The sequence below is a fragment of the Roseateles saccharophilus genome (assembly GCF_004342485.1).
GTDB lineage: Bacteria > Pseudomonadota > Gammaproteobacteria > Burkholderiales > Burkholderiaceae_C > Pelomonas > Pelomonas saccharophila.
The window spans coordinates 81543-93983 of record NZ_SMBU01000014.1; the positions used below are offsets into that span (position 1 = coordinate 81543).

The following is a 12441-nucleotide window of genomic DNA, read 5'->3' on the forward strand; positions in this document are numbered from 1 at the left end:
CATGTCGACGACGCAGCGACGCATCCTCATCGTCGGCGGCGGCACGGCCGGCTGGCTGACGGCCGCCTACCTCGCCAAGGCCCTGCGCCTGGGCGAGCGCAGCCATCTCGAAGTGACGGTGCTGGAGTCGCCCGACATCGGCGTCATCGGCGTCGGCGAGGGCACCTTCCCGACGATACGCACGACGCTGCAGTTCCTCGGCATCGACGAGGCGCGCTTCATCCGCGAGACCGCGGCGACGCTGAAGCAGGGCATACGCTTCGTCGACTGGGCGCGCACGCCCGTAGGCGGCGAGTCCCGCCACTTCTTCCATCCCTTCGAGGCGCCGTTCTATGCCGAAGGGCTCAACCTCGTGCCCTACTGGCTGCTGCAGGACGAGGCCACGCGGCTGCCCTTCGCGCAGGCGCTGACCATCCAGCAGCGCGTGGCCGAGGCGCAGCGGGCGCCGCGGCGGGCCCACGAGGCGCCTTACACGGCGCCGCTGAACTACGCCTACCACTTCGACGCGCTGAAGCTGGCGCGGCTGCTGGCCGAGCATGCCCGCCAGCTCGGCGTGCGCCATCTGCAGGGCACCGTGACCCAGGCGGGCCTGGACGCCACGGGCGCCATCGCCCATGTCGACACGCCCGAGCTGGGCCGCCTGCAGGCCGACCTCTACATCGACTGCACGGGCTTCCGGGCCGAGCTGATCGGCCGCGCGCTGGGCGCCCAGCTGAAGTCCGCGCGCGGCATCCTGTTCGCCGACCGCGCGCTGGCCTGCAAGCTCCCCGTCAATGCCGACGACGCGGTGATGGAGAGCTGCACCATCGCCACCGCCCACGAGGCGGGCTGGATCTGGGACATCGGCCTGAACGGTGCGCGCGGCCTGGGCTGCGTCTATTCGAGCGACCACCTCGGCGACGACCGCGCGGCCGAGATCCTGCGCCGCCATGCCGGCGCAGGCGCGGGCGAGGTCGCGCTGCGCAGCATTCCCTTTGCGCCCGGCTACCGCGAGCGCCAGTGGGTGAAGAACTGCGTCGCCGTCGGCCTGTCGGCCGGCTTCCTGGAGCCGCTGGAGTCGACCGGCCTCGTGCTCATCGAGGCAGCCGTCGGCATGATCGCCGAGATGGTGCCGCACAGCGGCCCGATGGAGGCGCCGGCGCGGCGCTTCAACGAGCTGATGACGGCGCGCTTCGAGAACATCATCAACTTCCTGAAGCTGCACTATTGCCTGAGTGGCCGGCGGGAGCCGTTCTGGCGCGACAACGCCGCTCCGGCCACCATCCCGGAGCGCCTGGCCGAGCTGCTGGAGCAGTGGCGGCTGCGCCCGCCGGGGCGCTTCGACTTCGGGCTGGATACCGAGACCTTCGCCTTCTTCAACTACCAGTACATCTTGTACGGCATGGGCTTCTCGACCGACCTCGGCGCGGGCCGCGCGGACTTCACTCAGGTCGAGGAGGCGAACCGGCTGTTCGCCAAGATCCAGCGCTTCACCGAGCGCGCCCTCGTCGACCTGCCCAGCCACAGCGCGCTGATCCGCCAGCTCACCGGCGCGCCGCTGCGTTAGGCTGCGGACTCCCCGGCTGCGCCACTGCAGGTCACCCATGAGCAAGAGCCCCTCCGCCAACACCCCGCCGGCCTCGGCCCTGATCGACGAACGCATCGCGAGCCTGGGCGGCTGGCGCGGCCAGATGCTCGCGGCACTGCGCGCCCTCGTCCTCGAGGCTGACCCCGGCATCGTCGAGGAGTGGAAGTGGAGCAACCCGGTCTGGTCGTGCGACGGCATCGTCTGCACCGGCGAGGCCTACAAGAGCGTCGTGAAGATGACCTTCCCCAGGGGTGCTGCGCTGGCCGACCCGGCCGGGCTCTTCAATTCCAGCCTGGACGGCAATGTGCGCCGAGCCATCGACTTCCGCGAGGGCGACAGGCTGGACGAGGCCGCGCTGAAGGCGCTGTTCCGCGCCGCCGTGGCGCTGAACCAGGCGGCCGGAAAATAGGCGTCAGGGCGCCGCCATCGCGGCCTTGTAGATCGACTGCCGCGGCTGGGCCATCAGCCTTCTGAGCATGGGCTCGAAGAAGGCCAGCGGCAGGGCCTTGGCCTGCGGGTCGAAGGCCGGGTTGTCGTAGCGCTCGACGAACTCGGCGGTGCGCTCGAAATGCGGGTGGCCGCGGAACTGCTCGCGCAGGTTGCGGTCCAGGCCGATGTGGTGGAAGAAGTTGTAGCCCTGGAAGATGGCGTGCTGCTGCACCATCCAGAGGTTCTCCTCGCTGACGAAGGGCTTGAGGATGGCGGCCGCGATGTCGGCGTGGTTGTAGCTGCCCAGCGTGTCGCCGATGTCGTGCAGCAGCGCGCAGCAGACATATTCCTCGTCGCGGCCGTCGTGGTGGGCGAGGGTGGCGGTCTGCAGGCAGTGGGTCAGCCGGTCGACGGGAAAGCCGCCGAAGTCGCCGTCCAGCAGGCGCAGGTGCTCGAGCACGCGGTCGGGCAGGTGGCGGGCCATCTTCATCGCCTCGGGCACGATGCGGCGCCAGTCCTCCTGGCTACTCTCGTCCATGCGGGTGAAGCGGGCGCGTGCGGTCATGGCGGCTCCGGGGTCGATGGCTGCCGATTCTGCGCCGCGGCGTCGGCCCCATCGCCGACGCAGGGCAGCCACAGCGTCACGACCGTGCCGATGCCGGCCTCGCTGCGGATCTCGACCTCGCCGTCCTGCTGCTCCACGATCTCCTTGACGAGGCTCATGCCCAGGCCGGTGCCCGGGATGTTGCCGCTCGGGTCGGCGCGGTAGAAGCGCTCGAAGACCCGCGCCAGCTGGGCCGGCGTCATGCCGATGCCCTGGTCGCTGACGGCGATGCCGATGCGGCCGTCGCGGGTGCGGCTGGAGACGCGCACGACGCTGCCGGGCCGCGAGTACTTGATCGCGTTGGACAGCACATTGGTCAGGGCCTGCGAGGTCTTGGCGGCGTCGGCCCACAGCGCCGTGGCGGCATGGGCGGGCTCGAGCGCGATGCGCAGTTCGTGGCCGCTCAGCGCGCCGGTCATGCGCGCCGCCGTGTCGCTCACCAGCTCGCCCAGCGGCACATGCTCGCGGTGCAGGTCGCGGCCCTGGCGGGATTCGATGCGCGCCAGGTCCAGCAGGTCGTTGATCATCGTGATCAGCAGCGAGGCCTGGCGGTGGATGGTCTCCAGCACGTCGCGCCGGCGCCCTTCTGGAACGGGGCGCTGCAGCAGCAGCTCGGTGAAGCCGAACACGCTGACCATGGGCGTGCGCAGCTCGTGGGCGGCCGTGGTCAGGAACTCGCTCTTCATGCGGTCCACCTCGGTCTCGTAGGTCACGTCGCGGAAGTAGAGGATGGACTCGCTCTGGCCGCCGGCGTTGTGGCGGGTCAGCCGGGTCAGCGCGCGCGGGCGCGGCCGCAAGAGCTGCAGCAGTTGCACGCTCTCGCTGGCGTCCGCGGCGAGCAGGGTGGGCGGGTAGGGTGAGTCGGCGGCGCACAGCGCGGCCATGCGCTGGTCGAACTCGGCCAGGCTCAGGCCCTCGGCCAGGGCCTGGCCGCTCCAGCCCGTCATCGCCAGGAAGGCCTGGTTGCCGTAGACGAGCTGGCCCTCGCGGTCGAACACGACGAAGCCGTCGGGGCTGAGGTCGAACACCGCGTTGAGCCGCGCATTGCGCTCGGCGACGGCCAGGCGCGTGCGCTCGCGTTCGGTCACGTCATTGAGGATCCACACATAGTGGTGCGGCACGCCCTGGTCGTCGAACACGGGGGCGACGGAGACTTCGTCGAAGAACAGGCTGCCGTCGGCGCGGTAGTGGCGCAGCACGACGGTGATGCTGTGGCCGGCCGCGATGGCCTCGCGCAGCGCCTGGCTCTCGGCCTGGCCGCCGTCGTCGCCCTCCAGCATGTCGCAGCTGCGGCCGATGATGCGGTGGCGGTCGTAGCCGGTGATGCGGCTGAAGGCGGCATTGGCGTAGATGACGGGCCGACCGGGCAGGCCGAGGTCGGAGATGACGACGCCATTGGCGCTGCACTCCAGGGCGCGCACATAGAGGTTGAGCATCGCGTCCAGCATGCGCTGGTCGGTCAGGTCGCGCGCGGCGCAGACATAGCGCAGCCCCTCGGCCGTGTCGCCCGGCAGCGGGTCCAGCAGGGCCAGCGACACCTCGGCCGGGAAGGGCGTGCCGCCATGGCGCAGCGCGTCGCAGGAGAAGCGCGCCAGATGGGTGGCGCTGGCGCGGATGTAGAGGCCCTCGCGGGTGCTCCGCGCCATCTCCTCGCCGTCCAGGCCGGGCAGCAGCTCGGTCAACGGGCGGCCGATCAGGTCATGCGGTTCGCGGCCGAAGATGCTGGCGACGGCCGGCGAGGCGCTGAGGATGCGGCCCCGGGCGTCCACGCCCAGCAGTGCGTCGGGCACGGCGCCGAGGATGCCCTGGGTGTGGCGGTCGCCCGAGTCGAGCGCTGCATGCTGCTCCTCCAGCGTCCGCGCGGCTTCGTTGAGGGCGTGGGACAGATCGCTGACCTCGCGGCTGCCGGCGCGCTCGCTCAGCCGGGCGCCGGGCTCGCGCACCAGGCGGCGCGAGAAGGCCGCCACGCGCTGCAGTGGCGCCAGCGTCCAGCCCAGCAGCAGCGAGGCACCCATGATGTTGAGCAGGCCGCTCAGGCCGATGGCCAGCACGGTGTCGAAGCGCAACGCGTCGAGATTGAACAGCTCCTGCTGCGGCGTCACGGCGACGCCGACGCTGCCTTCCCGCCCGCCGGGGCCGATCGGCGCCCAGCTCATGTCCAGGCCGGCCTGCTCCGGCTGCGGCTGGGCGGTGGACAGCACGCGGCGGTCCGGCGTCACCGACAGGCCGACGAGCAGGCCGCCCTGGCCGTCCCGGGCCTCGATGCGCACGACGCCGGGCAGCGTGGCCAGCTCGCGCAGCCCGCTTTCCAGGCCGGCGTCGTCGTGCGCGGCCAGCCGCGCCGCCGCGCCGGCCGCCACCGTGTGCACCAGGGCTTCGGCCCAGCGCTGGGCGCTGTCGCTGGCGACGCGGGAGAGATGCAGGCTGGAGATCTGCGACTGCAGCAACATGGCCAGCGTCGTCACGCCGACGAGCAGCCACAGCACCTGGTGACGCAGCCGCCAGCGCGTCGGTGTCGGCAGCCGGGTGAGGGCGGGGCGGGACATGGCGGGCTCCTGCGGCGGGCGTCAGGCCGTCGCGGTCAGGCGTTCGATCGTGTCGATGAGCTGCAGCGGGCTGAAGGGCTTGACCAGGTATTCCTCGGCGCCGGCCTTGGCGCCGGCCTCGCGGTCACGGGCCTGGCCGCGGGCGGTCAGCAGCACGATCTTGATGTGGGCCAGCTCGGGGTCGGACTTGATGCGCTGGCAGACCTGCAGGCCGTCGAGCTCGCCGGGCATCATCACGTCCAGCAGCATCAGGTCGGGCCGCAGGGCCTGGGCCAGGCGCAGGCCGGTGGCGCCGTCGGCGGCCTCGTGGATCTCGTAGGCCTCGAACTCCAGCGTCATGTGGATGAGCTTGCGGATGTCGGCCTGGTCTTCGACGATGAGAACGCGCTTCATGGTGGGTTCCTCGGGGGGGGGGCGGTCAGTGGGAAGCCTGGCGGCGGCGCGAGCGTGCCATCAGGGCGGCCAGGTCGCTGGCATAGCGCTGTGCCTGCGCGATGTCGATCTGGGTGTCGGTGGGCCGGTGCGGGGCGCCGGTGGGCAGGTCGATGAGCAGGTGGCGCTCGCCGTCCTCGATCTCGTCGCGCAGCTGGCCGCCGTGCAGGGCCAGGATCTGCCGGCACAGGTGGAAGCCGATGCGCTCGCGCGCCGCGGCGGTGCCGGCGCGGCCGCGCGGCGCCTGCCTGAGCTCGATGCCGGCCTGGATCTGGGCGAACACGCCGCTGTTGCGGAACACGAGCAGCGCGCGCGGGCCGAACTGGCGATGCTCGATCATCAGCGTGCTGCCCGAGGGCGCGGCGCGGATGGCGGCCTCCAGGCACTCGAGGAAGACGCGGCGCATCCACGGCTCGCTGCCGTACAGCGTGGCCAGGTTGGCGATCTCGTCCCGGGCCTGGAAGCGCACCTGCACCTGGCGCGCCATGGCCTGGGGCTGCAGTTCGGCCCAGACGCTCTGCAGCAGCGGCCACAGCTCGATGCGGTCGTTGGCCAGCAGCGCCGAGCTGCTCCAAAGGCCGGCCAGGTCGACGAGCTTGTCCAGCACCTGCAACACCTCGGTGATGCCGGCGAGCAGCGGCTCGGCCTGCTGGGCGAACTCGGGCTCCAGCACGCCGAGGGCGCGTTGGGCGTCGTGCAGCGGCGCGGCCAGGTCGCTCTGGATGATCTGCATCAGGTTCTCGAAGGCGATGCCGGGGTCGACGGCCACCGCGTCGCGGATGAAGACGAAGGCGTCGTCCTTGGACAGGCCCGGCACGACGCGGCAGCTCAGCTCGGGAATGGGCTCGCCGGGCTGGGCCGGCCGGCCGGCGGCGGTCACCGCGGCGCTGGCCCGGTGCAGCACGGCCTGCATCACGGCGCGGGCGAGGTCGGGGTCGTAGAGCTTGCCGCCGGGGGCCAGGCCCGTGCGGCTGCAGGCGTCGCCATTGGCGTAACGGACCACGCCGTCCTGGCTGACCCAGAGCAGGCCCGTCTTCTGGTTCTCCAGGATTTCAGCGAGGGTGCTGTGCATGACTGTCTCCTTTGATAAAAATGATATCGATAATCAATTTTATCGGCTGTGGCAAGTGTCACACTTGGCGCCGGGAGACAGCCTGCGGAAGGCGATCAGAGCGTCGCGGGAGAGGTGTCGCCGAAGCGAGCGCCGGGCAGGCTCAGGTGCAGCACGGTGCCGCCGCCGTCGCGGTTGGCGGCCCAGATGCGGCCGTCGTGGGCCTGCATGATGCGGCGGCAGATGGCCAGGCCCAGGCCCGTGCCGCCGGCGCCGTCCTTGGTGGCGCTGGACTGCACGAAGGCCTCGAACACGCTCTCCAGCTCGGCCGGCGGGATGCCGGGGCCGCGGTCTGCGACGTCGATCAGCACCTGGTCGTCGGGCGAGCGGCGGCCCTGCACGTCGATGCGCGCGCCTTCGGGCGAGAACTTGATCGCGTTGGCCAGCACATTGCGCACGACCTGCTGGAAGCGCGGCGCGTCGACCATGGCCACCAGCGGCAGGCTGCCCAGCGTGCAGCCCAGCGCGAGGCGGCGCCCCTGCAGCAGGGGCTGCAGCTCGGCGGCAACCTCGTTCACGAGGGGGCGCAGGTCGTGGCGCTGCAGGTTCAGCGGTTCGTTGGACTGCTCGATCTTGCTCAGGTCGAGCAGGTCGTTCACCAGCGCCAGCATGCGCTGGCCGGCGCGGTGCACGTCGGCGAACATGCCGGCCAGGCGCGGGTCCTGGCGGGCGCGCATCTCGCCGAGCTCGGAGAAGCCGAGGATGGACTGCAGCGGCGTGCGCAGTTCGTGGCTGACGTTGGCGATGAATTCGGACTTGGCGTTCGACGCCTCCAGCGCGGCGTCGCGCGCGGCGCGCGTGGCCCGTTCGGCATCGCGGAACTCGCTGATGTCCATCAGGCAGACGACCAGGCCCATCGGCCGGCCGTCGGTGCCGGGAAAGGTGGACTTGCTGATGAAGAGGTCGCGGCGCCGGCCGTTGGGGTCGGTCCAGACGGTCTCGAGGCTGGTCTCGCCGCCGCGGGCGAGCAGCTCAGCGTCGCTGGCCAGCAGCTGCTGGGCCTCGCCGGGGTCCACGTCGCTCAGCGCGCGGCGGCCGAGCAGGTCGGCACGCTTGCGGCCGGTGAGCTGCTCCCAGGCGCGGTTGACGTCGAGGTAGCGGCCGTCGCGGTCCTGCACGGAGATCGGCAGCGGGCTGCTGGCCAGCAGCGAGCGCGCGAGGCCGAGCTGGGCACGCAGCTCCGACTGCGCGCGCATCAGGCCACTCACGTCGGTGGCGCTGCCGACCCATTCGAGCGCATCGGGGCCCCGGCGCAGCGGCACCAGCGTGATCTCGAAGCTGCGCGCCTCGCCGTTGGGCGCGGTCCAGTTCGCGCGCGCATGGCGCGGCAGCTGGTCGTCGAGGCTGGGCGCCTGCTCGAACGCCGCGGCCACGGCCCGTGAGCCGCCGAAGAACTCCTGCAGCGGCCGGCCGAGGGCGTGGCTGACGGCGAAGCCGCTGAGCTGGGCATAGCGCTCGTTGATGAAGGTGACGTGGCCGCCCGCGTCGGTGCGAAAGAGCAGGTCCTGCACGCTGCCGAAGATGGCGCTGAGCTCGCTTTCGCGGTCGGCGGCCTTGCGCTGGGCGCGGCTCAACGCGAGCAGCGAGCGTTCGCGCCCGCGCAGCGCCGCCGCGCCCACGTTGGACAGCACCAGCAGGGCCGCCGCCAGGGCCAGCGCGGGCAGGCTCATGTCGCGCACATTGGTCAGCCACTGGCTGCGCAGCTCGGCCTGGGGCAGCTCGACGAGGACGACGAGCGGACGCGTGCGCAGCGCACGGAAGCTGCCCAGCTGAGGCTCGGGCCGCAGGCCGGGGCCATCCCAGCGGCCGTGCTCGTCGCCGGCCTGCACGCGCGCGAGCGGCGCGCTTGCGCCGAGCAGCGCCGCGACGCGCTCGCCAGCGAGGTGCTCGGCGCGGTCCGTCGCCGCGAGCAGCTGGCCGTTCAGCGCCACCAGGGCCGCGGCGCTGTGCTCGTCGTTGAGCGTGAGTTGCTGGAAGTTGGCCAGCGCGTCGGGATTGACCAGCGCCGCGAGCAGCAGCACGCGGCCGTCGGGCAGCTGCAGCGCCCGCGTCACCGGGATGAAGCCGACGCCGGGCGGCACGACGGCGGCGCCGGCCCGGCGGCTCAGCGTGGCGAGGCTGCGCCCGGCGACGAAGCCGCCGATCGCGTCGTGCCCCGGCGCCGGCCAGGGGCCCAGCGCGGCCGGCGCGATCTGCACGCCGCGGTCGGCCGGGTCCGCCGCGGCGAGCACATGGCCGCCGGCGTCCAGCAGCGCGACGCCGCGCAGGAAGCCCAGGCTGGCCTGGGTCTGGCCGAGCAGGGCCTGCAGCACTTCGGGCGGGCTGCCCCGGCTTGCCACGTCGGCCAGGCCGGTCAGCGCGATCTGCGCCGCATCGAGGCTGCGGCTGGCGTGGTCCTCGAGCACGCGGGCGAGCAGGGCCTGGCGGTCGGCGGCTTCGGCGTTCAGGTCGCGGCGGTCGCGCCACAGGCTGTAGCCGGTGGCCGCCAGCAGCAGGGCGGCGAGCAGCACGCCGGCGCCGGCCGTGATGATGCTGGGGCGCCAGCGGCTGCTATGCGGCATGGGCAGGGCGCGCCGGCCCTCAGGGCGTACGCAGGATGGCGCTCAGGCCATGGCGCTTGGCCGCGGCGGCCAGCCGGCCATCGCGCTGGATGCGGGCGACGAAATCGTCGACGCGGGCCAGCCAGGCCGCGTCGCCGGGCTTGACGGCATAGGCATAGGGCAGCACCGAGAAGGGCTGCGGCGGCGCGACAAGGCGGGCCCAGTCGGCGTTGTCCAGCAGGCGGCGGCTGTAGGGGTAGTCGGTCATGAAGGCGTCGACGCGGCCGGCCTCCAGCTCGCGTTCGCGGGTGTCGGGCGGGCGCACGACCACCATCGTCGCCTGTTTCAACGCGGCGGCCATCACGGGCTCCATGAAGGTGCCCGCCTGCACGGCGATGCGCACGCCCGGCTTGTCCAGGTCCTCCCAGCGCTGCACGACGCGGCTGCTGCGCGTCGTCACCGCGTAGATGTCGCTCTGCAGATAGGGGCGGCTGAAGCGCAGGGCCTGCTGGCGCTGGGCCGTCATGCCGACGGCGAACATCGCCACGTCGCAGCGCTCCTGCAGCAGGTCGTCGATCAGCGTCGCGAAGGACGAGTCGACATAGCGCGGCGTGACCTTCAGGTCGGCCGCGAACGCGGCGGACAGGTCGATGTCGATGCCCGACAGCTGGCCGGTGCGCGGGTTGCGCAGCGAGATGCCGTAGTAGTCGGGCCAGATGCACACGCGCAGCTCGCCGCTGTCGCGCACGCGCTGGCCGACGGAGGGCGCGGCCAGGGCCGGGACGGCCAGCAGCAGCGCGGCCAGGCCCAGGCCCAGGCGCTTCATGCCCAGGCCTCCTCGGAGGCCAGCAGCAGGTCGGTCGAACCCGGCGATCGATCCAGCTCGGAGGTCTGCTTCACGCCCAGCCCGCCAAAGCCGGGCCGCGTGGTGTTGACCCACTCGCGCAGCTTGATCAGCTCGGGCGCGTGGGTCAGGAAGGCCGCGACGACGGCCGGGTCGAAGGCGATGCCCGACTGGTCGGTCAGCATCGCCAGTGCGCGGTCGTCCGCGAACGCCGGGCGGTAGCAGCGGTCCATGGTCAATGCGTCGAAATAGTCCACGACGGCAACGATACGCCCCGACAGCGGGATGTCGTCGCCGGCCAGCCCCCGTGGATAACCCGTGCCGTCCCAGCGCTCGTGGTGGTGCATGGCCACCTCGGCGGCCAGCGAGAACAGCGGGATGCGCGAGCTACCGAGGATCTCGGCGCCCAGGCGCGGATGGGTCTGCATCAGCGAGCGCTCCTCGCTCGTCAGCAGGCCCGGCTTCTTCAGCACATGGTCGGGGATGCCGATCTTGCCGATGTCGTGCATCGGCGCGGCCAGGCGCAGCATCTGGGCGCGCTCGGGGGCCACGCCCATCAGCCGCGCCAGCGCCTCGGCCAGATAGCCCAGGCGCACGATGTGGGCACCGGTGTCGTCGTCGCGCATCTCGGCGGCGACGGCCAGGCGGATCAGCGCCTCGTGGTGGGCGTTCTCCAGCGCCTGCAGCGCGACATTGCGCTCGCGGTACATGCGGCCGAGGTCGGAGAGCAGGCGCTCCATCTGGGCCGAGGCGCTGGATTCGAAGGCGAGATCGGCGTCCGGGGGACGGGTTGCGGTGGCGAGATGCATGGCGACTCCTGCTGCAGTACGGATGCATTATCAAATCAATATCAATTTGATCAAATGAAAGCTCTTCGCGGGGGCTGATGAATTCGGCAAAATGTCGCGTGTGAACCGCAACGCATCAATGCCGGAAACCTGCTCGACGACCGAGGCCGCCGGCCGCCTTGGCATGGCCGTCCGTTCCGTCCAGCTCATGGTCGACCGTGGCGAGCTGCAGGCCTGGAAGACTCCCGGCGGCCACCGCCGCATCCTGCTCAGCTCGCTCGAGGCCTGGTTGGCCGCGAACGCCGGCGACGCCGAGCCGCCCGCGCCGGTGCCCACCCGCCGCCCGCTGACGCTGCTGCTGATCGAGGACTCGGTGCATTTCCAGAACCTGATCAGCCTCGTCGTCAAGCGCGAGCTGCCGGGCGCCGAGCTGCACGTCGCCTCCGACGGCATCGCCGGCCTCGCGATGGCCGGCCGGCTCGAGCCCGACGTGCTGCTCATCGACATCCTGCTGCCCGGCATCGACGGCGCCGCGCTGATCACCAGCCTGCGCTCACACCCGCAGTTCGCACGCAGCCAGCTCATCGTCGTCACGGCCCTCGACGAGGCCCAGCGCGCACCCTATGCCTTCGCGCTGGAGGGCGTGCCCGTCGTGCACAAGACGGCCCTGGTCGCCGAGCTGCCGGCACTGCTGGCGCGGGCGACGGCCAACCTCGCCACTCCGGCCTGAGCCCGGCCATGGCCGCGCGGCTGCTGCTGATCGAGGACGATCCCTCGATCGCCCGCTTCGTCGAGCTCGCGCTCGAGGAACTGCCCCACCACGACGCGGCCGTGGCGGCCGTCGAGCTGCACGTCGTGCCCGACCTGGCCGCCGCCCGCGCCGCGCTGGCCGGCGGCGGCTGGCAGCTCGTCATCAGCGACCTGATGCTGCCCGACGGCTCGGCCGAGGACCTGCTGGCCGAGGGGCATGCCCGGAGCCCCGGCGCGCCGCCCTGGCTCATCTTCAGCGCCGGCCTGCAGGCCGAGCGCCGGCAGGCGCTGCTGGCGGCCGGCGTCGCGCAGACGCTGCGCAAGCCGGTGTCGCTGCTGGAACTGCTCGACACCGTGGCCGGCCTGCTGCGGCCCGGCGTGGCGCCGGCGCCGGCGCCGGTGGTCGCGACCCCGGCAGCGGCCGACCCCGTGCAGCAGCATTTCGGCGGCGACCGCCTGCTCTTCGAGAGCTTTCGCGCCGGCTGCCTGGAGCGCTTCGCCGACGACATCGCCCAGGGCCAGGCCGCGCTGGCCGCTGCCGACGTGGCCGGGCTGCGCCGCGTGGCCCATGGCCTGAAGGCGGTGCTGGAGCTGATCGGCCAGCCCGCGCTGTCGGCCCAGGCCCGCACCCTCGAGGATGCGGCCGCGGCCTGGGCCCCTGGCGCGCCGCTGCCCGAGGGCTGGCCGGCGCTCGCCGCCGGCCTCGCGGCGCTGCGCTGAGCTGCAATATTTGGCAGGTCCGGCGCGGACCCCACCCGTTCCGGGGTCGAATCGCAGGCCCATGTTTATCAATAATTTGATAATCGCCGCAACCAGCCGCCCTTCCACCG

11 protein-coding genes are annotated in these 12441 nt (G+C 72.2%); 4 read left to right on the forward strand and 7 right to left on the reverse strand.

From position 1 onward, the window contains the following. The first annotated feature begins 1 nt into the window (after position 1). Both EV671_RS13535 and EV671_RS13540 read left to right on the forward strand, forming a co-directional pair. Positions 2-1546 carry a tryptophan halogenase family protein gene (locus EV671_RS13535; protein ID WP_132572267.1) on the forward strand — a complete coding sequence of 515 codons (1545 nt, stop codon included), beginning with the start codon at positions 2-4 and terminating at the stop codon, positions 1544-1546. A gap of 37 nt (positions 1547-1583) precedes the next feature. Next, a complete protein-coding gene (locus tag EV671_RS13540; RefSeq protein WP_132572270.1) occupies positions 1584-1976 on the forward strand; it encodes a DUF1801 domain-containing protein in 393 nt (130 codons plus the stop codon). A 3-nt stretch (positions 1977-1979) separates the two neighbouring features. Here EV671_RS13540 and EV671_RS13545 read toward each other — a convergent pair whose 3' ends face one another. The 7 genes from EV671_RS13545 to EV671_RS13575 all read right to left on the reverse strand — a co-directional run bounded on the left by EV671_RS13545 (position 1980) and on the right by EV671_RS13575 (position 10882). After that, positions 1980-2561, reverse strand: coding sequence for an HD domain-containing protein (locus EV671_RS13545; RefSeq protein WP_132572273.1), 582 nt, complete (start codon positions 2559-2561; stop codon positions 1980-1982). Continuing rightward, positions 2558-5146, reverse strand: a complete 2589-nt coding sequence (locus tag EV671_RS13550; protein WP_243655713.1) for a PAS domain S-box protein — start codon at positions 5144-5146, stop codon at positions 2558-2560. The genes EV671_RS13545 and EV671_RS13550 overlap by 4 nt, the downstream gene beginning before the upstream one ends. 21 nt (positions 5147-5167) lie before the next feature. Next, on the reverse strand, positions 5168-5539 hold the full coding sequence (locus EV671_RS13555) for a response regulator transcription factor (protein WP_132572276.1): 372 nt from the start codon (positions 5537-5539) through the stop codon (positions 5168-5170). A gap of 25 nt (positions 5540-5564) precedes the next feature. Beyond that, positions 5565-6650, reverse strand: coding sequence for a sensor histidine kinase (locus EV671_RS13560; protein WP_132572279.1), 1086 nt, complete (start codon positions 6648-6650; stop codon positions 5565-5567). 95 nt (positions 6651-6745) lie between these two features. Beyond that, positions 6746-9250, reverse strand: coding sequence for a PAS domain-containing sensor histidine kinase (locus EV671_RS13565; protein ID WP_132572282.1), 2505 nt, complete (start codon positions 9248-9250; stop codon positions 6746-6748). Between the two features lie 19 nt (positions 9251-9269). Then, entirely contained in the window at positions 9270-10055 is a 786-nt protein-coding gene (locus EV671_RS13570; protein ID WP_132572285.1) for an ABC transporter substrate-binding protein, read from the reverse strand. Next, entirely contained in the window at positions 10052-10882 is an 831-nt protein-coding gene (locus EV671_RS13575) for an HD-GYP domain-containing protein (RefSeq protein WP_243655714.1), read from the reverse strand. Before EV671_RS13575 ends, EV671_RS13570 begins: the two co-directional genes overlap by 4 nt. 118 nt (positions 10883-11000) lie before the next feature. Between EV671_RS13575 and EV671_RS13580 the strand changes: the two genes are divergently transcribed. Continuing rightward, positions 11001-11591 carry a response regulator gene (locus EV671_RS13580; protein ID WP_243655715.1) on the forward strand — a complete coding sequence of 197 codons (591 nt, stop codon included), beginning with the start codon at positions 11001-11003 and terminating at the stop codon, positions 11589-11591. 8 nt (positions 11592-11599) lie between these two features. Next, positions 11600-12331 carry a response regulator gene (locus EV671_RS13585; protein ID WP_132572291.1) on the forward strand — a complete coding sequence of 244 codons (732 nt, stop codon included), beginning with the start codon at positions 11600-11602 and terminating at the stop codon, positions 12329-12331. The last annotated feature ends 110 nt before the right edge of the window (positions 12332-12441 follow it).

Excerpts from the sequence above, each read along its gene's own strand:
- EV671_RS13575 (WP_243655714.1), bottom strand. The coding sequence starts at position 10,882 with ATGCATCTCGCCACCGCAACCCGTCCCCCGGACGCCGATCTCGCCTTC.
- EV671_RS13570 (WP_132572285.1), bottom strand. The coding sequence starts at position 10,055 with ATGAAGCGCCTGGGCCTGGGCCTGGCCGCGCTGCTGCTGGCCGTCCCG.
- EV671_RS13560 (WP_132572279.1), bottom strand. The coding sequence starts at position 6,650 with ATGCACAGCACCCTCGCTGAAATCCTGGAGAACCAGAAGACGGGCCTG.
- EV671_RS13565 (WP_132572282.1), bottom strand. The coding sequence starts at position 9,250 with ATGCCGCATAGCAGCCGCTGGCGCCCCAGCATCATCACGGCCGGCGCC.
- EV671_RS13540 (WP_132572270.1), top strand. The coding sequence starts at position 1,584 with ATGAGCAAGAGCCCCTCCGCCAACACCCCGCCGGCCTCGGCCCTGATC.
- EV671_RS13545 (WP_132572273.1), bottom strand. The coding sequence starts at position 2,561 with ATGACCGCACGCGCCCGCTTCACCCGCATGGACGAGAGTAGCCAGGAG.
- EV671_RS13585 (WP_132572291.1), top strand. The coding sequence starts at position 11,600 with ATGGCCGCGCGGCTGCTGCTGATCGAGGACGATCCCTCGATCGCCCGC.
- EV671_RS13550 (WP_243655713.1), bottom strand. The coding sequence starts at position 5,146 with ATGTCCCGCCCCGCCCTCACCCGGCTGCCGACACCGACGCGCTGGCGG.
- EV671_RS13535 (WP_132572267.1), top strand. The coding sequence starts at position 2 with ATGTCGACGACGCAGCGACGCATCCTCATCGTCGGCGGCGGCACGGCC.
- EV671_RS13555 (WP_132572276.1), bottom strand. The coding sequence starts at position 5,539 with ATGAAGCGCGTTCTCATCGTCGAAGACCAGGCCGACATCCGCAAGCTC.
- EV671_RS13580 (WP_243655715.1), top strand. The coding sequence starts at position 11,001 with ATGCCGGAAACCTGCTCGACGACCGAGGCCGCCGGCCGCCTTGGCATG.